19 protein-coding genes are annotated in these 22342 nt (G+C 70.0%); 8 read left to right on the forward strand and 11 right to left on the reverse strand.

Annotation, left to right across the window (positions count from 1 at the left end; translation table 11 throughout):
- Positions 1-8: 8 nt before the first annotated feature.
- The 5 genes from ACIGDI_RS19990 to ACIGDI_RS20010 all read left to right on the forward strand — a co-directional run bounded on the left by ACIGDI_RS19990 (position 9) and on the right by ACIGDI_RS20010 (position 5001).
- Entirely contained in the window at positions 9-353 is a 345-nt protein-coding gene (locus ACIGDI_RS19990) for a MerR family transcriptional regulator (protein WP_399898227.1), read from the forward strand.
- A 188-nt stretch (positions 354-541) separates the two neighbouring features.
- Positions 542-1150, forward strand: coding sequence for a toxin (locus ACIGDI_RS19995; protein ID WP_399898229.1), 609 nt, complete (start codon positions 542-544; stop codon positions 1148-1150).
- Positions 1147-2343, forward strand: coding sequence for an MAB_1171c family putative transporter (locus ACIGDI_RS20000; RefSeq protein WP_399898231.1), 1197 nt, complete (start codon positions 1147-1149; stop codon positions 2341-2343). Before ACIGDI_RS19995 ends, ACIGDI_RS20000 begins: the two co-directional genes overlap by 4 nt.
- A 49-nt stretch (positions 2344-2392) precedes the next feature.
- Positions 2393-3541 carry a DUF6545 domain-containing protein gene (locus ACIGDI_RS20005; RefSeq protein ID WP_399898233.1) on the forward strand — a complete coding sequence of 383 codons (1149 nt, stop codon included), beginning with the start codon at positions 2393-2395 and terminating at the stop codon, positions 3539-3541.
- Between the two features lie 29 nt (positions 3542-3570).
- Positions 3571-5001: an NAD(P)/FAD-dependent oxidoreductase gene (locus tag ACIGDI_RS20010; RefSeq protein WP_399898235.1), complete on the forward strand. Its 1431-nt coding sequence runs from the start codon at positions 3571-3573 to the stop codon at positions 4999-5001.
- Positions 5002-5044: 43 nt separating this feature from the next.
- Here the strand turns inward: ACIGDI_RS20010 and ACIGDI_RS20015 are convergent, their stop codons facing one another.
- The 5 genes from ACIGDI_RS20015 to ACIGDI_RS20035 form a co-directional block, all read right to left on the reverse strand.
- A complete protein-coding gene (locus ACIGDI_RS20015) occupies positions 5045-5584 on the reverse strand; it encodes a GNAT family N-acetyltransferase (RefSeq protein WP_399898237.1) in 540 nt (179 codons plus the stop codon).
- 132 nt (positions 5585-5716) lie between these two features.
- On the reverse strand, positions 5717-7072 hold the full coding sequence (locus tag ACIGDI_RS20020; RefSeq protein ID WP_399898239.1) for a beta-1,3-glucanase family protein: 1356 nt from the start codon (positions 7070-7072) through the stop codon (positions 5717-5719).
- A 181-nt stretch (positions 7073-7253) separates the two neighbouring features.
- Complete coding sequence (locus ACIGDI_RS20025; RefSeq protein ID WP_399898241.1) at positions 7254-8294, reverse strand: LacI family DNA-binding transcriptional regulator; 1041 nt, start codon at positions 8292-8294, stop codon at positions 7254-7256.
- A gap of 71 nt (positions 8295-8365) precedes the next feature.
- Positions 8366-10126: a discoidin domain-containing protein gene (locus tag ACIGDI_RS20030; RefSeq protein ID WP_399898243.1), complete on the reverse strand. Its 1761-nt coding sequence runs from the start codon at positions 10124-10126 to the stop codon at positions 8366-8368.
- A gap of 12 nt (positions 10127-10138) precedes the next feature.
- Positions 10139-11233 (reverse strand): DUF1996 domain-containing protein, encoded by a 1095-nt coding sequence (locus ACIGDI_RS20035; RefSeq protein WP_399898245.1) that lies wholly within the window; start codon positions 11231-11233, stop codon positions 10139-10141.
- A gap of 281 nt (positions 11234-11514) precedes the next feature.
- On the opposite strand from ACIGDI_RS20035, the gene ACIGDI_RS20040 reads away from it, so the two are divergent.
- A complete protein-coding gene (locus ACIGDI_RS20040) occupies positions 11515-14055 on the forward strand; it encodes a discoidin domain-containing protein (RefSeq protein WP_399898247.1) in 2541 nt (846 codons plus the stop codon).
- Positions 14056-14145: 90 nt separating this feature from the next.
- On the opposite strand, the gene ACIGDI_RS20045 is transcribed toward ACIGDI_RS20040, so the two are convergent.
- Together ACIGDI_RS20045 and ACIGDI_RS20050 are read right to left on the reverse strand one after the other, a co-directional pair.
- The gene (locus ACIGDI_RS20045) at positions 14146-15009 is read right to left on the reverse strand and encodes a bacteriocin fulvocin C-related protein (RefSeq protein WP_399898249.1); all 864 of its coding nucleotides are present in this window, start codon (positions 15007-15009) and stop codon (positions 14146-14148) included.
- A gap of 193 nt (positions 15010-15202) precedes the next feature.
- A complete protein-coding gene (locus ACIGDI_RS20050; RefSeq protein ID WP_399898251.1) occupies positions 15203-15610 on the reverse strand; it encodes a hypothetical protein in 408 nt (135 codons plus the stop codon).
- A 219-nt stretch (positions 15611-15829) separates the two neighbouring features.
- Between ACIGDI_RS20050 and ACIGDI_RS20055 the strand changes: the two genes are divergently transcribed.
- Complete coding sequence (locus ACIGDI_RS20055) at positions 15830-18253, forward strand: SpoIIE family protein phosphatase (RefSeq protein WP_399898253.1); 2424 nt, start codon at positions 15830-15832, stop codon at positions 18251-18253.
- Between the two features lie 25 nt (positions 18254-18278).
- Here the strand turns inward: ACIGDI_RS20055 and ACIGDI_RS20060 are convergent, their stop codons facing one another.
- Positions 18279-19301: an SDR family oxidoreductase gene (locus ACIGDI_RS20060; protein ID WP_399898255.1), complete on the reverse strand. Its 1023-nt coding sequence runs from the start codon at positions 19299-19301 to the stop codon at positions 18279-18281.
- Positions 19302-19341: 40 nt separating this feature from the next.
- Positions 19342-20391 (reverse strand): aldo/keto reductase, encoded by a 1050-nt coding sequence (locus tag ACIGDI_RS20065; protein ID WP_399898257.1) that lies wholly within the window; start codon positions 20389-20391, stop codon positions 19342-19344.
- 83 nt (positions 20392-20474) lie between these two features.
- On the opposite strand from ACIGDI_RS20065, the gene ACIGDI_RS20070 reads away from it, so the two are divergent.
- Complete coding sequence (locus ACIGDI_RS20070) at positions 20475-21011, forward strand: TetR/AcrR family transcriptional regulator (protein ID WP_399898259.1); 537 nt, start codon at positions 20475-20477, stop codon at positions 21009-21011.
- A gap of 98 nt (positions 21012-21109) precedes the next feature.
- Here ACIGDI_RS20070 and ACIGDI_RS20075 read toward each other — a convergent pair whose 3' ends face one another.
- Both ACIGDI_RS20075 and ACIGDI_RS20080 read right to left on the reverse strand, forming a co-directional pair.
- Complete coding sequence (locus ACIGDI_RS20075) at positions 21110-21607, reverse strand: pyridoxamine 5'-phosphate oxidase family protein (RefSeq protein ID WP_399898261.1); 498 nt, start codon at positions 21605-21607, stop codon at positions 21110-21112.
- A gap of 191 nt (positions 21608-21798) precedes the next feature.
- Positions 21799-22173 (reverse strand): hypothetical protein, encoded by a 375-nt coding sequence (locus ACIGDI_RS20080; RefSeq protein ID WP_399898263.1) that lies wholly within the window; start codon positions 22171-22173, stop codon positions 21799-21801.
- Positions 22174-22342 lie beyond the last annotated feature (169 nt).

Here is a 22342-nt window from a genome sequence, read left to right on the forward strand (position 1 = left end):
AGAGGTCTATGCCCCCTCGCAGTGCCCAATCCGTCACCCCCCTCGATGACGACGACTACCCTGCCTACACCATGGGCCGGGCCGCCGAGATGCTCGGCACCTCGCCCGCCTTCCTGCGCGCCCTCGGCGAGCACCGTCTGATCACCCCACTGCGCTCCGAAGGCGGCCACCGCCGCTACTCCCGCTACCAGTTGCGTATCGCCGCTCGCGCCCGCGAGCTCGTCGACCAGGGCACCCCCATCGAGGCCGCGTGCCGCATAGTCGTCCTCGAAGACCAACTCGAGGAAGCCCTGCGCATCAACGAGCAACTGCGCGCCCAGGGCGAGGAGCCGCAGCCGGAGACCACGACCTGAACCGCGGTCGGCCGGCCCGCGTACCCCTCCCCTCCCCAGAAGGCCCACCGGTAACGCCCGGGTGTCCGCGGACCCCGAGTTCTCTCCTTTCCGGGCCGACCTACCGAGCCCTTCTCCGGTAATGTCAGGTCAACGTCAACGACGTTGCGCGCGTAGAGGGGCGGGGAGACATCGTGGTCGGTGAGGCGATGAATCCTCTCGCCGGTTTCCGGCAGTGGCGGCACCTGCGGCGTCTCGACAGGGAGATGCACCAGTTCGCCGAGGAACTCATCGGTCCCATCCGGGAGAAGCTCTTCGCCGAGCAGGACGCCGCCTCGGGACAGCAGGGTCCGGTGGACCCCGAGGCACTGTTCGCGGCCTTGGTGGAGTCCGCCCGGCGGTGGCGCGGGGAGCGCACGCTCGAGGTTCACCGGGTGCGCATCCCCCGCAAGTTCCACGCCACGGGGATGTGGGTCGAGCGAAAGCAGCGGGACGACGTGATCGTCGAGCAGGACGCCGAGGTCTGGCACCAAGCGCAGATCCTCGGCCACGAGTTGTGGCACATGCGGCAGAAGGACCGCATGACCCCCGAGCAGTTGGCGGCGGACGCCTGCTCCGCCCTCGGATCCGGGCACCCGCACGATGCCCGGCCGGCCGCCGCGCGTTCCGGCTTCGACGAGGACCCCGAGAAGGAAGCGGAGCTGTTCGGCATTCTGATCGGCCAGCAGATGCGGTCCCTGATGGACCGGGACGTGATCGTCGGCGACACGGCTCGTCGCATCGCCGACTCCCTCGGCTATCAGAGGCACCGCAGATGAGCGGGGCGATCAACTACATAAGCTGCGGCCTGCTCTGGGTCGCACTGCTGTTCCGGCTGCCCGACATCAGACGCCACTGGTCCGAGCCCTCCCTGCGGGCCATCATCGCCGTGCTGGGCTTCGCCTCGATGTGCTTCCTCCTCGGGGCGCCACCGACGGTCGCCCTGATCAACAGCGTGAGCGGGATTCCCAACCTGGCCGCACCCCTGACCTACGCCGCGATCACCGCGTACAGCGCGGCCTCCCTGGTCCTGATCGCCTGCTGGCGCGGCGGTGCGTCCGTCCGCCGCACGGCACGCAACTGGATCTACAGCTACGCGGGGGTCCTCACCGGGATCGCCGTCCTCTTCGCGGTGGGAAACCCCGCCGAGGAGCGGCGGACCGACTTCGACACCTACTACGCGACGACTCCCTGGGTCGCCGAGATGGTCGTCCTGTATCTGCTCGCGCATCTGACGGCCGCGACCGTCAGCGCCGTGTGGTCCCTGCGTTGGGCTCGCGAGACAGAGGTACGCCGACGGCCCTGGCTGCGGGCCAGTCTGCTGACCATCGGCACCGGCACGGCGCTCAGCACCGGATACAGCATCAGCAAACTCGCCGCCATCGCGGCACGGTGGTCGGGCCAGGACTGGGTGACGGTGGGTACGTCGGTGTCCTCGCTGTGCGCCGGTCTGGGCGCGCTGGTGACGGTCACCGGATTCCTTCTGCCGATGGCGGGGCACCACCTGTCGGCGTGGGCCGACTTCGTGCGGCTCGCGCCGTTGGACGCCCTGCTCGACCCGGTTCTCGAGGACCGTGCCCTGCGCGTCGAACGGCCCCGCTCGCCGCTGCTGTGGGGCACCTGGCGGCGCAGCACCATCCTCAACGGCCTGCACGAGATCGAGGTCTTCTTCGACAAGGCGCTCTACGAACAGGTCCACGACGCCGAGTTGAAGAGGTTGCGGGAAGCGGCCGGGGCGCACGGACCCGAGGACGGGGCGCAGGGGCGGGCCGTGGCTTCCGCGTGGGCGGTGACGATCTCGGCGGCCGCTCGGCGAAGCGCTCAGCGGTCGGCAGGCGCGTTCGGCGAGTCGGCCCCTCTGCCGCTGCCGCGGGACCCCAAAGCGCTCGTCCAGATCGCCGATGCCGTGCGGCGCACGGAACGCAGGGCACGCTCCGTCGCGGCGGGCCCGGCCAGGGCCGGGTCGCTGTGACGGGCGGGGCAGGACACACCCCCACAGCAGGCGAAACGGAGCTGCCGATATGAGTCTGGTCGTCTACGCGGCGGCCGTGCTGTTAGTCGTGGCCGCGATGATGATCCGCCGGTCCCGCACGACTCCCCGTACGCCGCTGACGGTACCGACCCGGGCGACCGCGTTCCTCGGCGCGGTGTGCTTCATCTGCGCGGCGCCGGCGACGTTGGCCGCGGTCAACAGCGCCACGGGGATCCCCAACTTCGGCGCGCCCCTGACGTACAGCGTCATCTCCGCGTTCAGCTGCTCCCTGATCATCCTGCTGATCTACTGGCGGGGTGGTCCGAGCGACCGGATCCGCCGGATGGTCCGCATCAGCGTCGCGGTCTACGGAGCCCTGATCGTCGCCATCATCGTGCTGTTCTTCCTCGCGGACGCGGACACGGAGCGGCTCAGGGACCTGGACACCTACTACGCGAACACCCCGTACATGCGGGAGATGATCGCGCTGTATCTGCTGGGGCATCTGGCCAGCACCATCGTGTTGAGCGTCGTCTGCCTGAAGTGGATACGGGGCGAGGTGACGGGCCTGCTGCGCGTGGGTCTGCGGCTGATCCTCGCCGGTCTGCTGCTGGACGTCCTCGGCTTCGAACTGACCAAGGTCACCGCGGTCGTCGCACGGTGGTACGGATACGACGTGGACTTCCTGTCGACCACGGTGGCACCGCCCGCAGCGTCCCTCGGCGCGCTCATCTACTCCGCGGGCTTCGTCCTGCCCCGCCTGGTCTCGGCCGCGTCGGAGAAGCAGAGTCTGGCCAACTACCGTGCGCTGATGCCCTTGTGGGCGGCCCTCAAGGACGTCACCGCCACACCCCGGACGGAACAGCGGAGCCGACTGTGGCGGCAACTGCCCAGCAGCCGCCTCTACTTGCTCGAGGCGCAGATCCACGACGCCTTGTTGGACCTGACGGCTCACTTCGACCGGGGGGTCGGCGAGGCAGCCCGCGGTGCCGCGCTGGAGGCCGGCAAGAGCCGGGAGGAGGCCCGTATCGCCGCGGAGAAGGCGATGATCATCGATGCCATACTCCGGGCCTCGGGCCGCACCACCGGCGCTGCCGATCCGCCCGACGAGTTCCGTCTCACCGTCGATCTGGTCGAGCTGGCCCTCGCCGTGAGGCCCGTCCAGGACCTGACGCCGAATCAGGTCCGCGCCCACTGAAGACGTTTCACCTGCACCAAGGAGAGCGAGTGTCGCAGAAAGCTGTCGTGATCGGAGCCGGCATAGGGGGTCTGCTCGCCGCAGCGGCGCTGTCCAGGGCCGCACCCGAGACGGAAGTCCTCGTGCTCGACCGGGACGTCCTGCCCGACGGCCCCGAGGACCGCCGGGGCGTCCCGCAGGGCCGGCATGCCCACCTGCTCATGGCCGGAGGGTGGTCCGCCATGGAGACCCTCTTCGAGGGAAGCATGCGCGAGCGCCTTCTCGAAGCGGGCGCCCGTGAGATCTCACTGGGCAGCGGCATGCTCGCCCTCACTCCGGACGCCGGCTGGTTCCACCGCTACCGGTGGAACGGCTCCCGCATGATCACCTGCACGCGTGCCCTGCTCGACTGGGTCGTCCGTGACGCCCTGTTGGCCCAGGCGCCCGACGTCTCGATCCACCGCGCCACCGTCGAGGGGCTGATCGGCGACGCTCGGCGCGTCCGCGGGGTGCGCCTCAGCGGAGCCGAATCGGTCCTCGGCACTCAGGTGGAAGCCGACTTCGTGGTGGACACGAGCGGACGGGGTTCACACAACCTGCGCTGGCTCCGCGACATCGGTGTCGGCGGCGTGGAGGAACGGAAGGTCGACTGCGGACTGACCAACGCCACCCGTATCTACCGCACTCCGGCGGGCGCCGAGTCCTTCCCGCTGACCATGCTCCAGGCGAACCCCTACAACGGCCGCCCCGGCAGAAGCGCCATGGTGCTGCCGATCGAGGGCAACCGGTGGATGGTCAGTGCGGGCGGCACCAGGGGCGGCGAGCCTCCGAGCGACCCGCAGGGCTTCCTGAAGTACATCTTCGATCTGCCGCACCCGATCGTCGGCCGGCTCATCGCCGGCGCCGAGCCCCTGACGGACGTCGCGGTCAGTCGCAGCACCAGCAACGTACGCCGGTACTTCGAGAAGTCGCCGGTGTGGCCCGAACGCCTCCTGGTCATGGGCGACGCGTTGGCGACCTTCAACCCCGCCTACGGGCAGGGCATGTCGGTGGCCGCCCTCGGCGCGCGGGACCTCTTCCGGGCACTGCGAGAGCACGGCGTCTCCAGCCCGGGCCTCGCCCGTCGCGTGCTCCAGGACGCGGCCCGTCACGTCGACACGGCCTGGTCCACCGCGGTCGCGATGGACGTCCTGTACCCGGGCACGAAGGGGGGCACGCCGACGCTCGCCGACCGTCTCGCCACGGTGTTCGCGCGTCGGCTGACGCAAGCGGCCACCGGCTCCTTGCAGGCGGCCGCGGCGCTGTTCGACATCACCAGCCTCACGGCGGGCCCGACACGGGCCTTGCGCCCGGGAGCCCTGCTGGCCACGCTGAACGGCTCTCCCCTGCCCCGGCTCACCGAGCCCCCGCTGCTGCCGTCCGAACGACGAGTGCTTCAGCGCCTCACCGAAGCCGCCGCACAGCCGAACGCCACGCCGTGACAGCCCGCCGCCGGAGTACGGTGGCCGGGGCCCGCCACGGTACTCAGGCGGACGGCGTGACCGGCGGCCGCTCGCCGAGCCACTGCTCGGCGCCCCAGCCCTCGAACCTCTCCACCTCGGTGAAGCCCAGCTTCGCCGCGAGGCGCATCGAGGAGAGGTTGGCGGTCTGGGTGGTGAGCATGACCGGCTCGCCGGGAAAGACGCCTTCCAGCCAGCCCAGTGCCGCCGAGCACGCCTCGGCGGCGTACCCCAGTCCCCACGCCCGCGGCAGGAACAGATAGCCGAGATCGGCCTTCCCCACGGCAGCCGGGCGACCGGTCCCGGTCGTCCTGCGGAGCAGGACATGGCCGATCATGTCCCCGTCGAGTTCGGCGACGAAGCTCCCGGGCCACTGCTGGGGCACCTCAGGCGTGTTGCGCTCGAGCTCGTCACGCGGGCGTGGGCCGCCGACGTAGGCGTTCGCCTCCGGCGAGGCGAGCAGGTCGATGAACGCCGCACGGTCCCGCGCCTCGGGCCCGCGGAGCACCAGCCGCTCGGTCCTGATCGGCTCCGGCGGCCACGGCACGCTTCCCAGATCCTCCATCAGCGCAGGCTACAGGGCGCTGTTCGGTGACGTCCGGTTCCGAGCGCCTGCCACTCCCGGCGCCGAACTCCCAAGTCCCGGCCTCCCGCGCCGGGACCTGGGAGCGGATCAGTGTGCGTCAGGCGTGGCCGGCTACCAGCCGACGGCGACCAGGAGCCACTGCGGGTCGGCGTGGGAGATGAACGAGGACTGGCCCGCCACGTCGTCGTAGGGGAAGCCGTAGGCGAGGTGGTTGATGGCGTTGTCGTGCCAGAACTTGGCGTAGTAGTTCGCCGGTGCCGCCTTGTAGAACTGTGCCGGGTCGGACTGCTGGGAGGCCGGCAGGGTGGCGACGTGACGGTTGAGGGCGGCACACATGTCGGGGTTGCCCGCCAGCGAGGCGGCGCAGCCGAAGATGTCGGAGGTGGCCGCGTTCACGCCCACGGACTGGGCGTAGGAGGTGAAGTAGTTGGCATTCGCGCCACCCGCGCGGAAGCTCGGGTCGCTGCCGGGCGCGATGATCCGGTACGGGGCCTGGGTCTGGGCCAGCACCTTGAACTCGTTCGGCACGGCGTCGGCGAAGCGCTGGAAGGTGGTGGCGCGGTCCTCGGCGAAGGTCTGCCGGTTCTCGCCGACCTCGACGTCGTAACCGTCCTTGGTGTGCAGGCGCATGGCGAGCTTCAGGCCGAAGGCGTCGACGCGGGTGGTGTTGCCGTTGAAGACGTTGTTGCCGACCGTGAACTCGATGAAGTCGTAGTAGGGGCTGTTGGGCGAGCCGAGGTAGAAGTACATGCGGCCCGCGGAGTTGGCGGGCATGTCGAGGTAGGGCTGCTCGGCGATGGAGTGCGTCTGGCCGTTGAAGCTCCAGTACACCTGGCTGTCGGGGTACTTGCCGTTGGTGCGGTTGAGGATCTTCACCTCGACGGCGTTGCTCGCCGGGGGTATGTCGGAGGTGCTGCCCCAGAAGTCGTCCGGCGGGGTGGTGCCGCCGGGGCCGTACACCTGGAACTCCCACAGGGAGTAGCCGTACGGGGTGCCGCGCGCGGTGCCGTAGAGCCTGACGTAGCGGCCGCTGCCGGAGACGGTGATGTTCTGGGTGCCGCCGGTCGCGGTGGTGGTCGAGTAGACGGTGGTCCAGGTATTGGCGTCGGTGGAGGTCTGGATCTGGAAGGCGGTCGCGTAGGCGGCCTCCCAGTTGAGGCTGACACGGCTGAGCTGCTGGACGGAGCCGAGGTCGACGCGGATCCACTGCGGGTCGGAGAAGGCCGAGGACCAGCGGGTTCCGGTGCTGCCGTCGACCGCCGCACCGGCGGCGAAGGTGCCGTTCTCGGTCGAGGAGGCGGTGGCGGGCCTGCCTTGGGACAGCAACTGGTCGGCGGCGCGGGCGGGGGACGGGGCCAGGACCGCGCAGAAGGCGGCGATCAGGGCGACGACCAGGGCGAGGACCGCGCGGGAACGTGCGGTGCCGATCGGTGGTCTGTGCGTGGGTGCGCTGACGGAACTCTGCATGCGGGGTCTCCTCGAGCCGGGTTCGGCCGTGCGTGGGGGTGGAGCAACTGCAGATGTGAGAGCGCTCTCTCCGGGTTGTAGTCCCACAGGTGCCTGTCGTCAACAACTGAAGCCGAAATCAATCGGGTTGGGCCCTGCCCTTACATCCCTTGACGCGTCCGGTACGGACCTTCCCGTGCCGTCAAGCCGATTCGCGCACCACGAGTTCGGGCTCGAAGACGACCGAGGTCGCCTCGGTGCGGGCGCCGTGGATGTGCTCGTCCAGCAGCCGGGCCATCTCCGCCGCCATCTCCTCCACCGGCTGGCGCACGGTGGTCAGTTGGGGGCGGCAGGTGACGGCGACGCTGGAGTCGTCGAAGCCGACGACCGCCACGTCCTCCGGAACACGGCGGCCACGCTCGCGCAGCACCTGGCACGCGCCCTGGGCCATGAGGTCGTTGGCGGCGAACACGCCGTCCGTGTCGGGATGGCGCTCCAGCAGGTCGGACATGGCCGCGATCCCGCTGTCGAGGGTGAACCCGCCCTCGGCGACCGGGACATACGGGTGGCCGTGCCGGGCGAGGGCGTCACGGAACCCGGCCAGGCGCTCCTGGCTCGCGGGCACGTCCAGGGGGCCGCAGATGGTGGCGAGCCGGCGGCAGCCGCGGCCGAGCAGGTGCTCGGCGGCGAGGCGTGCTCCGTCCCTGTGCGCGAGGTCGACGTAACTGAGCGGTACCGGACGCGCGGGTCGGGCGAAGAGCACCGCGGGGAGCCGGGCGTCGGCGAGGAGGCCGGGCAACGGGTCGTCGGCGTGGGTGGAGACCACGAGTGCGCCGTCGGCCCGCCCCTGCCGCAGATACGTCAGCACCTCGTGACGGGCTGCGGCGGACTCGGCGAACATCAGCACCGGGTGCAGGGAACGGGGGCGCAGGAAGCCGACGACGCCGCCGACCACCCGTCCGAAGAAGGGATCGGCGAACACCCTCGCGGCGAAGGCGTTCTGGCCGGCGTCCGTGGTGTCCCCCGCCCCGGACACCACCAGGGCGACGGTCTCGGCCCGCCGGGTCACCAGGGAACGGGCGGCCCGGTTGGGCGCGTACCCCGTCCGTTCGATGGCGCGGCGGACCAGGTCCTGTATCTCCGGATCGACGTTGCGGATGCCGTTGACCACCCGCGACACGGTCGCCCGGGAGACTCCGGCCTCCCGGGCGACGTCCTCCAGCGTCGGGGCCCGTCTGCGCATGCAGGCACCCTAACGGACGTACGGATCACACAGTAGAGCGCTCTCCGAAGGCGGACCGGGCTGGTCGGCTGTCAGGAGTAGATGCCGAACTCGTACAGCGAGTAGCCCCAACCGGTGCCCCGGGCCGTGCCGTTGACCCGCACATAGCGGCCCGTCCCGGTGACGTCGAAGTCGTCGATGCCGCCGTTGCCGTCGGACACGGTGCGCACCGTCTGCCAGTTCCGTCCGTCGTCGGAGGTCTGGATGGTGTACGCCTTCGCGTACGACGCCTCCCAGAACAGCTGGACGTGCCGGAACGTGGTGCGGGTGCCCAGGTCGACCTGGAGCCACTGGGGGTCGCTCCAGTCACTGGCCCACCGGGTGGCGGGGTTTCCGTCGACCGCGTTGGCGGCGGTGCAGGGGCAGTCGCCGTAACTCGCCTGGTAGGACGAGGCGGTGGCCGGTCTGCCCTGCGCCACGTCGGTGCCGGACGGCACGGGTGGGACGACGCGGATCGAGCGGGTCTCGACGCCGACGTTGCCCCGGCCGTCGGTGGCCTTGACGTACATCTTCCACACGCCGGGGCGGTCGGGCGCGATCACCTTCAACCGGCCGCCGCCGAGGTCGGTGAAGGGCAGCGAGGCCAGGTTCTTGCTCTGGTCGACGTACATGCTGTTGTCGAGGACCTCGTAGGAGACCGGGTCGCCGTCCGGGTCGCCGGCCTTGACGTCCAGGACGAGGTCATGGCCCGCCTGCACCCTGCCCGCGTCGCCCTCCACGGCGAGGTCGGAGATGACGGGCGGGGTGTTGTCGTGCGTGGTGTCGCCGCCGTAGGCCTTCTTGACGGCGTAGTACGACAGACGTTTCTGGCCCGCGGGCAGCAGGTTGAACCAGATGCCGCCGAAGTCGTACTCGGTGCCGTAGTGGAACATCGTGGCACCGAGTGCGACGCCCTTGTGCCCGGTGATACAGCCCCAGGCGCGGGTGTAGCCGTCGGCCTTGGCCCGGTCGGTGGGTTCGAGCGGGACGCCGTTGGCGTCGTCGGGGACCTCCCACTCGCCGGCCGGACCGGTCTCGGTGACGATGTAGGGCTTGGTGTAACCCCCCTGCTCCCAGGCGGACTTGATGTCGCAGACCGCGTTGTAGGAGTTCACGGCGTACAGGTCGAGGTCCGGCGCGTTCCTCTTGTAGTACGGCCACGCCCCCACCCAGGCGTCGGTGGAGGTGACGGGGTGATCGGGGTCGACGGCGTGGATCTTCCTGGTGATGTCGTTGACGAGCGTGGTGTAGGCGTCGCGCTGTCTCTCCAGCTCGTCGCCGCTGTAGCAGTTCTGCAGGCCGAGGACGGACTCGTTGCCGACGTCCCACATGAGCACGCCGGGGTTGTCCTTGTACGTCTGGACCCACTTGGGGAACTCGTCGAGCATTTGGTTCTTGTACGCGGTGTCGGTGACGTAGTTGACGCAGCCGCCGCTGCCGGGGCCGCCGCCGGGCTGGAGCCAGAATCCGGCGACGACCTTGATGCCGTGGGCGGCCGCAGAGTCGAAGAGGGGCTTGCTGGTGGCGTCGGTGCCCCAGGTGCGGATCGTGTTGACGCCCATGGACCGCAGGTCCGGCATGTACTTCTCGGCGTCAGCGACGCTCGGGCCCCAGGTCAGGCCCTTGATCTGGTACGGCCGTCCGTCCACCGTCAGCTGCCAGGCGCCCTGGCCGCCGGCGACCTTGACGACACTGCCGGCGGCGTGGGCCTGGGCGGCGGGCAGCGCGATGAGGAAGCCGGCCGCCAGGACGCCGGCGGTGAGTGGTGCCGCGGCGCGGCGGGTTCTGGAGCGGGTGCGGGGTCGTGGGGTCATCGCTGTTGCTCCTCAGGGGAGTTCGTAGTGCTCGTTCAGTGCCGCGCCCGCCTCCGGGTGGGTCTCGTCGTAGCCCCGCGCGTCGCACTGCAGCCCGCCGACGACGCAGTGGTCGACCAGCGCCTTGAGCGTGGCGGCGTCCCAGGCGTTGAAGAAGTCGTAATGGAAGGTGTGGCCCGCGCCGCTGGCCAGGCGCACCTTGGACATGTCGCCGTTGACCGGGAAGGCCATCTTGAACTCGATCATCGGCAGTGCGACCGGGTGGTCGGCCGGGCAGATGTTGTCGTTCGTGCCGGGCTTGACCACCGGGTAGGCCATGTGGCTCTTGTGGTCGGGGGTGTCGAGGTACTTGCCGTCCCAGCAACTGGGCGCCTGGAAACGGATGTTGAGCTGGACGTCGGCGCGGTTGGGGCAGGTCGCGGGGAACTCGGTGTTGAAGTAGCTGTCACCGCACTCCCAGCCCTCGACGAAGCCGGGGTGGTGGCGGAACTCGTCGGCGCTCTGCATGGGGCTGCCGACGACGAACCGCAGGCCCTTGGGGAAGGGCCGGACGCTGGTGTAGTCGGTGACGCCCGCCTTGTAGTAGATGACCTGCGGCCCCACGGGGAGGATCTGCCGGTCGCCGTTGTAGAGGGTGGGCATCCAGTAGCCGGACCGGTCGCCGGGGGCCTTGCAGGTGGTGCCGCCGGCCTCCAGCGAGGCCGTCGTGCTGTAGGCGTCGGTCGTGGTGTTGCCCATGAACGTGTGGTCGTGGGACTTGCCGGGCTGCTGCGGGTAGACGATGGGGTCGTCGGGCCGGGTGTGGGTGACCGAGCAGTTGGCCTGGAACTCGTGGAAGTAGCGGTGGGGCGGGTCCTGCGTGGACGGTGTCACACCGGTGACCGGCGGGTTCGCCGGAATGTAGCCGTCGCCGTCCGGGTCCTCCGGTGAGGTGGCGACGGACGCCGCCATCGCGTGCCCGGAGTGCGTGGCCGCGAACGCCCGGGCCGCGGAGCCGTGCGGTGCGGGCGGGCCGGCGCTGACGGCGACGCCGCCCAGTCCGAGCGAGGTCAGCAGGAGCGCGCCGGTGATCAGCGTGACTGACAGGCCTTTCGATCTCCGTGACATGGAGACCTCCTCCTGTGCTGGTGGGGGTCGGGGAGCGCAGGGTCGGATACGGGAGAGCGCTCTCCCGCCGAGGAGTGTTGAGGGCATGTCATCAAGGTGTCAAGGGATCCGGCAGAAGTGAACCCGGAAAGATTTCAACTTCCGAAGGCTTGCCGAGAGTTGTGACTCATCAGTTAAATCAAGACGTGAACTAAGCGTCGGGGCGCTGCTCTTGGCGTATCCATCCGCCTGCCGTCGGCGGCCTCACCTGTTCTTTTCCCACCACACCCGCAGGGACCTCCATGAGACTCAGATCCATGGGCGTCGTGCTCGCCGCCATGGCGGCGCTGCTCGCCCTACCCGTTCCCCGCCCGGCCGCCGCGGCCGAACTCCCCCTGTCCCAGGGCCGAACGGCGACCTCTTCCTCCACAGAGAACGCCGGCACCCCGGCCGCCTACGCCGTCGACGGCGACACCGGCACCCGCTGGTCGTCAGCCGCGACCGACACCCAGTGGCTGCAGGTCGACCTGGGCACCACGGCCACGGTCTCGAAGGTCGTCCTCAACTGGGAGGCGGCCTACGGCAAGGACTACAAGATCCAGGCCTCCGCCGACGGCAGTACCTGGACCGACCTGACCTCCGTCACCGGCGGCGACGGAGGCACCGACAGCCTCGACGTCTCCGGACAGGGCCGCTACGTCAGGATGTACGGCATCCACCGGGCCACCCAATGGGGCTACTCCCTCTGGGAGTTCCAGGTCTTCGGCACGTCCGGCACCGGCACGTCCTCCTGCGACACGGCGAACTCCGCGAAGGGCAGGTCCGCCTCGGCCTCTTCCACGGAGAACGCCGGCACCCCCGCCTCCGCCGCCTTCGACGGCGACACCGGCACCCGCTGGTCCAGCCAGGCCTCCGACCCGCAGTGGGTGCAGGTCGACCTCGGCTCGGTCAAGTCCCTCTGCAAGGTCGACCTGACCTGGGAGGCCGCCTACGCCAAGGAGTTCCAGATCCAGGCCTCCACGGACGGCCAGAGCTGGACCACCCTGAAGAGCGTCACCGGCGCGAGCGGGGGCACGGCCTCCTACGACGTCACCGGTTCCGGCCGCTACGTCCGTATCAACGGCACCGTCCGCGCCACGGGTTACGGCTACTCCCTGTGGGAGGTCGCCGTCCACACCGGAACCGGCGGCAGCACTCCCCCGGTCCAGGGCGGCGGCGACCTCGGGCCGAACGTCATCGTCGTCGACCCCAACACCCCCAACCTGCAGCAGAAGTTCGACGACGTCTTCGCCAAACAGGAGTCCAGCCAGTTCGGCACCGGCCGCTACCAGTTCCTGCTCAAGCCCGGCACCTACAACGGCATCAACGCCCAGATCGGCTTCTACACCTCGATCTCGGGACTCGGCCTCAACCCCGACGACACCCAGATCAACGGTGACATCACCGTCGACGCGGGCTGGTTCAACGGCAACGCCACGCAGAACTTCTGGCGTTCGGCGGAGAACCTCGCCATCACACCGTCGAACGGCACCGACCGCTGGGCCGTCGCCCAGGCCGCACCCTTCCGCCGCATCCACGTCAAGGGCGGTCTCAACCTCGCCCCGAACGGCTACGGCTGGGCCTCCGGCGGCTACATCGCCGACTCGAAGATCGACGGCACGGTCGGCCCGTACTCCCAGCAGCAGTGGTACACCCGCGACAGCTCCGTCGGCGGCTGGACCAACGGCGTGTGGAACATGACGTTCACCGGCGTGCAGGGCGCGCCGGCGACCGACTTCGACTCGGGCCCGTACACCACCCTCGACACGACGCCCGTCTCCCGCGAGAAGCCGTTCCTCTACCTCGACGGCAGTACCTACAAGGTGTTCGTGCCCGCCAAGCGCACCAACGCGCGCGGGGTGTCCTGGCCGGCCAACGCCGGCACCTCCGTCCCACTGGACCAGTTCTACGTCGTCAAACCGGGCGCCACCGCCGCCACGATCAACCAGGCGCTCGCCCAGGGCCTCAACCTCCTGTTCACCCCCGGGGTCTACCACCTCGACCAGACCATCGACGTCACCCGCGCCGACACCGTCGTCCTCGGGCTGGGCCTTGCGACGCTCGTACCGGACAACGGCATCGACGCCATGCACGTGGCCGACGTCGACGGGGTGCGCCTCGCCGGCTTCCTGATCGACGCGGGCTCCGTCAACTCCGACACCCTGCTGCGGATCGGGCAGCCCGGCGCGAGCGCCGACCACTCGGCCGACCCGACCACCATGCAGGACGTGTTCGTCCGCATCGGCGGCGCCGGACCCGGCCTCGCCACCAACTCGGTCGTCGTCAACAGCGACGACGTCGTCATCGACCACACCTGGCTGTGGCGCGCCGACCACGGGAGCGGCGTCGGCTGGGACACCAACCGCGCCGACTACGGCCTGCGCGTCAACGGCGACGACGTCCTGGCCACCGGGCTGTTCGTGGAGCACTTCAACAAGTACGACGTCCTGTGGAGCGGCGAACGCGGCCGCACGATCTTCTTCCAGAACGAGAAGGCCTACGACGCCCCGAACGCCGCCGCCATCACCCATGACGGCATCGTCGGATACGCGGCCTACAAGGTCGCCGACACCGTGACCCAGCACGAGGCGTGGGGGCTCGGCAGCTACTGCAACTACACCGCCGATCCGTCGATCGTCCAGGCACACGGCTTCCAGGTCCCGGTCACCGCCGGGGTGAAGCTGCACGATGTGCTCGTGATCTCCCTAGGCGGCAAGGGCCAGTACGCCCACGTCGTCAACAACACCGGCGCCCCGACCTCGGGGACGGACACCGTGCCGTCGAAGCTGACCTCGTTCCCGTGACCCACGGGCCGAGGGACCCCTCGCACCGCTGACCGACTCCGGCCCCCCGACAGGACGTCGGGGGGCCGGACCTCGCGGCAGGGGACGGCTTCAGGAGCAGTACCCGCTGCACGGGCCCAGCCACAGGGGGCCGCAGCCGTAGTCGGTCCAGTTGCAGTTGCCGTAGCACACCGTGTCGCAGCTTCCGGTTCCCGCGCACTGGGAATTGCAGTCCACGGCCTGGATGCTCCGACCGCTGCGCGGCGCCGCCTGTCGGGTGTCGGCCGGGCCGAGGGTCATGAGGATCGCCCGCGCCTCCCTTTCTCCGAACGCGGCGACGGCCGCCGTCCGCAGCCCTTCGGCGGCGTCTTCGTGCCGGCGCCCCGCGATGATCTGCGGTGCCAGTCGTGTCGCGTCGTCCAGGACGGCGGACTGCTCGGACGACAGCACGGGGTGGGTCCTCCGGTAGTGCGCGAAGTGCGCCACCCACAGATCGCTCCGGGCCGAAGCGGACAGCGCGCCGTAGATGGCCCGCCGATAGTCCGCGGGATGGGAGACGAACTCGGAGTAGCCCGAGGGCAGCCGGTCGTGGTTGGCCTTCACCCACCGCGAGGCGTTGCTGCCCTTGACGCGGGTGGCCGCCTGCGCGGGTGAGGCGGCCAGGCCGCCGGTCACCAGGAACGTTCCCAGGGCCAGCCCGGGTACGGCCTTGAGGATGCGCCGGCGGTCGGGCGGCCGCAGCCCGTCGAGGTCGCGGAGCGCACGCACCACCCGCAGTGAGGCCGACGGCCCCAACAGGCGTGCCAGGCGCAGGGACAGCGGGGTCCCGGTCCAGGCCCGGACCCGGTCGCCGTCGAGCGCCAGCAGGGTCGGCGCCCACTCGGCCCCGTCCCCCAGCGCACGCGCGCGCAGATCGCGAACACGGGGTTCCTTGAGGCCCGCGGTGGTCAGCGTGCCGTCGACGGAACCGCGCACCCGATCCGCCACTTCTTCGCAGAATCGGCAGTCGGCGTCGAATGCCAATATCCACTCGGTCACAAGCTTCTCCCCACGTCGACGCGCCACAGCGCTACAGCGCTGCATGAAGGGGAAGCATTCGCCGGGGCATCCGAGAGCTCAATGATTTCGACGACGATGGAAAGGCCACACCTTCGCAGGCGGTAACCCGTCAGCCCCTGCTTGTGCCGCTCTTTCGGCTGAGTACCACGAAGAGCAGAAAACCCGCGGCTGCGAGGACGACTCCGGCGACCAGGAAGGGGACCGGGGTGTACTCGTCCGTACAGGACTGGCCGCCGGCCACAGTGTGGCAGACGTTTCCAGGACCGCCGCGGTTCAGGTAGGCGAGGTAGAAGAGCGGAACGGCAAGACCGGCCAACAGACCGACCACCGCGTTCCTCGGCCCCTTCCACAGCAGCACACCCGCCCCCACGGCGGCCGGAAGGACCAGCGCCATCCCCACCGTCAGGATGGCGGCGAGCCCGACACCTGCGCACGCACCCAACGCCAGCCAGCTCGCGAACCAGCCCCAGCCGACCGCGGACCGCTCTCCTCGCGCGATGGCTTCCTGACGCACCATGCTGCCGCTCCCCCCCCTGAGACCGCGACATCGGACACCGACCGGCCCACGTCATCTCCCAGCATCGCAGGTCCACGGCAAGGCGTCCGACTCGGCGGCACGTCGGAAAGACGATCAACGACCGAATGGAGCGCCGCGCTCGCCCACGCCCCTCTCTGACCGGGACGGACAGGCCGGCACCGGGCTGACCGAAGACGCTCGCTGTGCGATGCTCGACACGTGACGTCACGGGAACAGTCGCCCGGGCAGGGGGCCGCGTCCGACTCCTCGGCCTTGGCGAAGGTGGTCGCGCGGCAGCGGGCCGAGATCGTCGACCTGCAGCGGGTCGCCGCGCTGATGCCGGTGCTGGAGCGCGCCAAGGGCGCGGTCATGGTGCAGGAGGGGTGTTCCGCGCAGGAGGCCTACGAAACGCTCCTCGAGCGCAGTGCCACCGCCGCCCGGACACTCGTCGAGGAATGCTGGCTGACGCTGGGGGCCATCCGCCCGGCCCGCAGGCGTCGCCGGCGCCGCGGCGAGACCGGCCGGGGCGGCTCGGTGTTCTCCTCCGCCCAGTACCTGGTCCCGGCGGAGTCGACCCCGCAGTCGGCCGCCCCGGGCACCGACCGCGAGACGACTGTGCTGCTGGGCAGACTGGGCCTGGGACTGGCTAGCGTGGGAGACCGCCACGATCTCGCTCGCTGCCTGCTGGAGCACCTCTCCCAGGGCGTCGAGGTGGGCGCCGTACTGATCTACGTCGGAACCGACGACGGCGTACGGCTGACCGGGCATGCGGGCATCGACAGCGTGGAAGCCGTCCGATGGCACCGGCTCACCGTCGGCGACCACCCCCGCGTCCACGACCCGCTGCGCACCCACCGGCCACTGTGGTCGGAGGGACCCGAGGCACCCGAGGCGTACGCGGTGCCCGAGGAGACCCTGCGCCGTTGGCCCTCGCGTGCCTGGCTGCCGGTGGACACCGGCGGGGAGGTCGACGAAGTCGTCACCGTCCTCCGCAGCACCGACCGGGCTTTCACACCCGCCGAGCGGGAACTGCTGGTGGGCGCGGTGCAGCTGTGCGCCGGACGGATGGCGACACTGGATTCGGGCGTGCCGCGCCGAAAGCCGTCCGTGGAGAGCGTGCAGCAGATCTTCGACGCCCTGCCGGGATCGGTGATCCTGCTCGCCCCGCTGTCCGCGCCCGACGGCACGGTGGAGGACTTCCGCATCGAGGCCGCGGCGCCCGACTCGGTGGACGTCGCCGGCCGTACCGGCCGCCGGCTGATCGGACTGCGGGTGCTGGAGTGCTATCCGACGTTCGCCGGCACGCAGATGTGGAAGGGCTACCTGGACGTACTGGCCACGGGCAGACCGTTCGCCAGCGAGCCCTTCACCTACGAGGAGGTGGTGGCCGGCATCCCACAGCACTCCAGTTTCTCCCTGCGGGTGGCCCGGCTCGGGGAGTACCTCGTCGTCTCCTGGATCCGGCACGACATCGAGGCCCGGCAGGAACAGCGCCTGGCCGCCCTGCAACGCCTGGGCAACCTCGGCTGGGCCGACTGGAACCTCGTCACCGACACCATCACCTGGTCACCGCACGTGTTCACGATCTTCGACCGGGACCCGGGCCTCGGCCCGATGCGGCTGGAGCAACTGCCCGAATGCGTCCTGCCGGAGGACCTGCCCGAACTCACCGAGGCCGCCCAGCGACTGCTGAGCGACGGCACCGCCATCGACCAGCCCTTCCGCATCACGACCAGAACCGGAGTACGTCACCTCCGCATCGTCGCCGAAGCGATCGTCGACGCCGACGGCACACCGCTGGAGGTCCACGGCTTCTTCCAGGACCTCTCCGGGCAACGCGACGCGGAACTCGCCCTGCTCAGCAGCGAGCGCGCCGTTTCCACCCAACGCGGCCTGCTCCAGGCCGAACGCAAGGTGGCCGCCCGCCTGCAGCAGGCCCTGCTGCCCCTGCCCACCGGCCCCGTCACGCTCGCCGGACTGTGGACCAACGCCTTCTACCACCCCGCGGAACGGGGCATCAGCGTCGGTGGCGACTGGTACAGCGCCATCGAACTCCCCGACGGCGACGCGCTCTTCGTGATCGGTGACGTCATGGGGCACGGCATCAACGCCGTCGCGACCATGGCGCAACTGCGCTTCACCGCCAAGGGAATGATCATCACCGGGTCGAGTCTGACCGACGCGCTCACGCGGCTGAACGCTCTGCTGATGCACATCCACTCACCCGGCCAGCGCCACACCACCGCGACCATGATCGTGGCGCGCTACCACCCCGCCGACCGCACACTCACCTGGGCACAGGCCGGACACCTGCCTCCCGTCCTGGTCCGCGACGGCATGGCCCGCACCGTCGAGCGCCCCACCGGCATCCTGCTGGGCGCCACCCCGACCCCGCGGTTCACCGAGGCCACGCTCCGACTGCGGGAGGGCGATCATCTGCTGCTGTTCACCGACGGCCTGATCGAGCACCCCGGTCAGGACCTGTTGACGGGCCTGGACGCCCTGGCCACCACTTCGGCGTCCGTGCTGACCGCCCGCCCGGACAGCCTGAGCCGTCTGCACGCGTCCATGGCACGCCCCGACCATCGCGACGATGTCTGCGCCCTCCACATCAGCCTGCCGCCGGCGTCGTCGGAGGAGTGACAGGAGCGGCGCCTTCACCAGCCGGTCATACACCGACGCCTTGCGCGAGGAGGCTCTCGGCGGTCTCCGTGACGGTGTCCTCGATGGGGCGTGCCCGCCATCCCAGAAGCCGCTCGGCCTTGGCACTGGTGGCGTCGAGATCCCGTCCGAGCTGATGCCTGAGCAGTCGCAGCTCCGGGTTCAGGATGCCCAGGCCACGGGTGAGCCATACGGGCAGCTCGCGCGTGGGTGCCTTCGCTGCGCGCTCCCCCAGGCGGTCACGGAGTATCCGCGCGATCTCGACGACGCTCAGGCTGTGTCCGGCTATGGCGAGGAAGCGCTCACCGGCGGCTGCCGGATCGGTCATCGCCCGCAGATGCAGATCCGCGACGTCGCGGACGTCGACGTATCCCATCGCGAAGGGAGGGCACGCGGGCATCCGGCCTTCGAGCATTCTGCGGACCAGACGCAGCGAGGGCGGGTCGTCCGGGCCGAGCAGCGGTCCGAGAACACCCACGGGATGAACCGCCGCCAGTTCCAGACCGCCGCCTTCGTCCTCGACGAACTGCCAGGCGGCGCGCTCGGCGAGCGTCTTGGACCGTTGGTAGGGCGGGATGTCGGCGTCGACGTCGGTCCAGTCCTCCTCGGTGAACGGCGTCGAGCGCCGGGGGTGGCCGATCCCGACGGCACCGAAGGCACTCGTCAGGACGACCCGGCGCACCCCGGCGTCGCGGGCGGCGCGCAGGACCCGTAGGACGCCCTCCCGTGCCGGGAGCACCAACTCGTCGTCGTTCGCCGGTGTGTGACGCAGGGTCGGCGAGGCGACGTGCAGGACGAAGTCGCAGCCGGCGACGGCATCGTCCCAGCCGTCGGGGTGTTCGAGATCGGCGCGTACGACGGTGAGCCGGTCGTCGTCGAATGGTGCGGCCGCGTGAAGCCAGGAGCGCAGTGCCGGTTCCCGGCGCAGGTCGCGGACGGTGGTGCGGACGGTGTGACCGGCGTCGAGGAGGGACAGGATGCACCAACTGCCGATGAATCCGGTGCCCCCGGTGACCAGTACCTGTTTCATATGTGTCTCCTGGTTCCGGCGTCGGAGCGGACGACGGGGTTCACGCGAGGGCCATTCCGGGGACGCGCTGCCGGATGGCCTCCAACTCGGCCTCGTCCGAGACGCCCTGCCAGTCGTAGCGCGGCGTGTACGGGGCCTCCAGGGCACGCACCTCGTCGTCGGTGAGCTCGACCTCGAGGGAGGCCACGGCCTCGTCGATCTGCCGGATCGAGCCGGCGCCGACCAGCGGCGCGGTGACGACCTCCTGGCGTCGCAGCCAGGCGAGCGCGACCTGGGCGCGGCTGACGCGGTGGGCGTCGGCCACGCGTCCGACGGCGTCGATGATCGCGCGGTTGGATGCCTCCTGGTCCGGCGCGTAGAGAAGGTCCGCGTACGCGCCGTCCGTCTCGGAGCGTGCCGTCGAGCGGGCGTCGTCCCACGCGCGGGCGAGGCGGCCGCGTGCCAACGGCGACCAGACGACCGTGCCGACGCCCTCGTCCAGGCACAGCGGGATCATCTCGCGCTCCTCCTCGCGGGCGAGGAGGTTGTAGTGGTCCTGCATCGACACGAACCGTGCCCAGCCGTTCTGCTTCTGCAGGTGCAGGGCCTTGGCGAACTCCCAGGCGTGCATGGAGGAGGCACCGAGGTAGCGGACCTTTCCGGCCTTCACGAGGTCGCTCAGTGCTTCGAGCGTCTCCTCCCACGGGGTGGAGTGGTCGTTGCGGTGAATCTGGTAGAGGTCGATGTAGTCGGTTCCGAGGCGGCGCAGCGAATGGTCGACCTCGGTCATGATCGCCTTGCGTGACAGGCCCCGTCCGTTCGGGCCCAGCCGCATCGGATGGCGCAGCTTCGTGGCGATGACCACGGCGTCGCGGTCGGCGAAGTCCTTCAGCGCGCGGCCGAGGATCTCCTCGCTGGAGCCGTTGGAGTACATGTTCGCGGTGTCGAAGAAGTTGATCCCCGCCTCCAGCGCGTGCCGGATGAGCGGCCGCGCCTCCTGTTCGCCCTTGGACCAGACCGGGTGCCCTCGGTCGGGCTCGCCGTAGGTCATCGCGCCGATCGCGATCGGTGACACGTCCATGCCGGTCGTGCCGAGCTTGATGTAGTGCATGACGCCCCTCTAAAGTAAGTGGAGAGCTCTCCGAATAACCGTAGTGGAGAGTTCTCCACTTAGCAAGGTGAGGTTGAGGTCCTGTGGTTCGTTCAGACGCCCGCGAGAACCGGGCACGCATCCTCGCGACCGCCCGCGAGGCGCTCACGGAGGACGGCGGCGTCTCGATGAACCAGATCGCCCAGCGCGCCGGCGTCGGAGCAGGCACGCTGTACCGCAACTTCCCCACCCGGGAGGCGCTGCTGCTCGCCGTCTACCAGGACGAGGTGGAACGCATCACCGCCACCGTGCCCGACCTGCTGTTCCAGATGCCGCCCCTGGAAGCGCTCCGCCACTGGACGACCGACCTCGTCGAGGCCATGCGCAGGAAGCACGGCCTCGGTGACGCCCTCAGCGCCGGCGCCCACCAGGCGATGGCCGAGCAGAGCTACGGCCCCGTCATCGCCGCCCTCACCCAGCTCCTCGACGCCGGCAAGGAGGACGGCACCATCCGCCGCGACGCCGACCCCGGCGACTTCCTTCAACTCACCGGCGCCCTCTGGCGCGCCTCGTCCACCCCTGAAGACCGCGCCCCCCACATGCTGACGCTCATCCTGGACGGCCTGCGCCCCCACCCGTGACGGCCGGAAGCGAACCCGAACACGGTCGCGGCCGGCCCCGAGGGACGGCCGACCTGTGAAGGCCTACCGGCTCGTCACGGCCGGCCGGGTGCCCGATCTCAGGACGCCTCCCGCTCGGCTCGCTGCCGGATCAGTTCCTCGACCGCCGTGGGGAGGGTGGTTTCGAAGTCGATCAGCTTCGCCCAGGTCGGTGTGATGACGATGCGGACCATGCCGTCGTACAGGGAGCGCACCTCCGCCTCCCACTCCACCCGTTGCTCGGGGGTCATCTCGTAGCTGCCGTTCATCTGCAGGTACTCGTCCGGGATGCCGTCGACGACGTCGAGTTCGGCGCGGCCGCGGATGAGCAGGATCTTGGGCGGGTGCACCTCGGTGTCGATCGTCAGGGCGACCTGGGGATTGCGGCGCAACGAGGGGAGCTTCGGAGCGTTCTTCGTGGTGCACAGGACGATCTGCGAGCCGTTCCACGTGAACGCGATCGGGATGTTCCGGGGAGTCCCGTCCTTGGCGACGTAGGCCAGGCGGGTCACGTCACGAGCCAGCAGTTCCTGACTGATCGGGCGGCTCAGGATCTCGGCGATCTGCTGCTGCTCCATGATCCACACTCCCGTGGTCGGTTCCTCCGGGGCCGCGGTCCGGCCCCTTCACCCCTGGGACGGAGCAGGTCGGCCGTTCTCGACATCCACGGTGAGGAATCACCACGAGGCCCACCACCTACGAGGCCCTACCACGACGACGGGCCGGGACTTCCCCCGCAGAGAGTCCCGGCCCTGGCGCGGACAGGCCGCTACGGTCGGTTGAGGACGATCGAGTTGATCGGCGTCAGGTTGACCTGCTTGAAGTAGTTCATCTCGATGGTGATGCCGCAGTCGACGCCGTCGTAGCCCGTGCACAGGTCGGCGGTGGCGTTGGCGCCGCCGTACTGGTTGTTGAGTACGTAGTGGTTGCCGAACTGGTTGCTCAGGTTGTGGGCGCCGTAGCTGTAGTAGACGTTCGTCGGCGTGCTCGAGTGGATGTCGGCGTCCCGGGGGTAGATGCAGACCGCCCCGCCAGGGCAGTTGAAGACGGTCCTGTCGCTCGCGTGTGCCGAGCTCGTGCCGATGGCTGCCACGGCGGCCGTGGCGACGGCGAGCGCGGCGGCGCCCCTCGTGATCCTGCGCATGGTGGTGTCCCTCCGTCCGCGGCCGACCCCGGTCGGCCGTCATCACGACCTGGCGCCCGAAGGGCCGCGACCTGCTGTCATCGCCCCCACCCTGCGACCCTCACGTCGCCGGGTCCATGAATTCGAGCGTGTTCAAAGCGATGCGGCGGCACAGCAGGCACTTATGCAG

It is taken from the genome of Streptomyces sp. NPDC085900, from assembly GCF_044540925.1.
GTDB lineage: Bacteria > Actinomycetota > Actinomycetes > Streptomycetales > Streptomycetaceae > Streptomyces > Streptomyces gilvifuscus.

Coding starts and splice junctions, on each gene's coding strand:
- ACIGDI_RS20000 (WP_399898231.1), top strand. CDS start 1,147: ATGAGCGGGGCGATCAACTACATAAGCTGCGGCCTGCTCTGGGTCGCA.
- ACIGDI_RS20020 (WP_399898239.1), bottom strand. CDS start 7,072: ATGCAGAGTTCCGTCAGCGCACCCACGCACAGACCACCGATCGGCACC.
- ACIGDI_RS20040 (WP_399898247.1), top strand. CDS start 11,515: ATGAGACTCAGATCCATGGGCGTCGTGCTCGCCGCCATGGCGGCGCTG.
- ACIGDI_RS20080 (WP_399898263.1), bottom strand. CDS start 22,173: ATGCGCAGGATCACGAGGGGCGCCGCCGCGCTCGCCGTCGCCACGGCC.
- ACIGDI_RS20050 (WP_399898251.1), bottom strand. CDS start 15,610: ATGGTGCGTCAGGAAGCCATCGCGCGAGGAGAGCGGTCCGCGGTCGGC.
- ACIGDI_RS20025 (WP_399898241.1), bottom strand. CDS start 8,294: ATGCGCAGACGGGCCCCGACGCTGGAGGACGTCGCCCGGGAGGCCGGA.
- ACIGDI_RS19990 (WP_399898227.1), top strand. CDS start 9: ATGCCCCCTCGCAGTGCCCAATCCGTCACCCCCCTCGATGACGACGAC.
- ACIGDI_RS20005 (WP_399898233.1), top strand. CDS start 2,393: ATGAGTCTGGTCGTCTACGCGGCGGCCGTGCTGTTAGTCGTGGCCGCG.
- ACIGDI_RS19995 (WP_399898229.1), top strand. CDS start 542: ATGAATCCTCTCGCCGGTTTCCGGCAGTGGCGGCACCTGCGGCGTCTC.
- ACIGDI_RS20015 (WP_399898237.1), bottom strand. CDS start 5,584: ATGGAGGATCTGGGAAGCGTGCCGTGGCCGCCGGAGCCGATCAGGACC.
- ACIGDI_RS20035 (WP_399898245.1), bottom strand. CDS start 11,233: ATGTCACGGAGATCGAAAGGCCTGTCAGTCACGCTGATCACCGGCGCG.
- ACIGDI_RS20075 (WP_399898261.1), bottom strand. CDS start 21,607: ATGGAGCAGCAGCAGATCGCCGAGATCCTGAGCCGCCCGATCAGTCAG.
- ACIGDI_RS20060 (WP_399898255.1), bottom strand. CDS start 19,301: ATGAAACAGGTACTGGTCACCGGGGGCACCGGATTCATCGGCAGTTGG.
- ACIGDI_RS20030 (WP_399898243.1), bottom strand. CDS start 10,126: ATGACCCCACGACCCCGCACCCGCTCCAGAACCCGCCGCGCCGCGGCA.
- ACIGDI_RS20065 (WP_399898257.1), bottom strand. CDS start 20,391: ATGCACTACATCAAGCTCGGCACGACCGGCATGGACGTGTCACCGATC.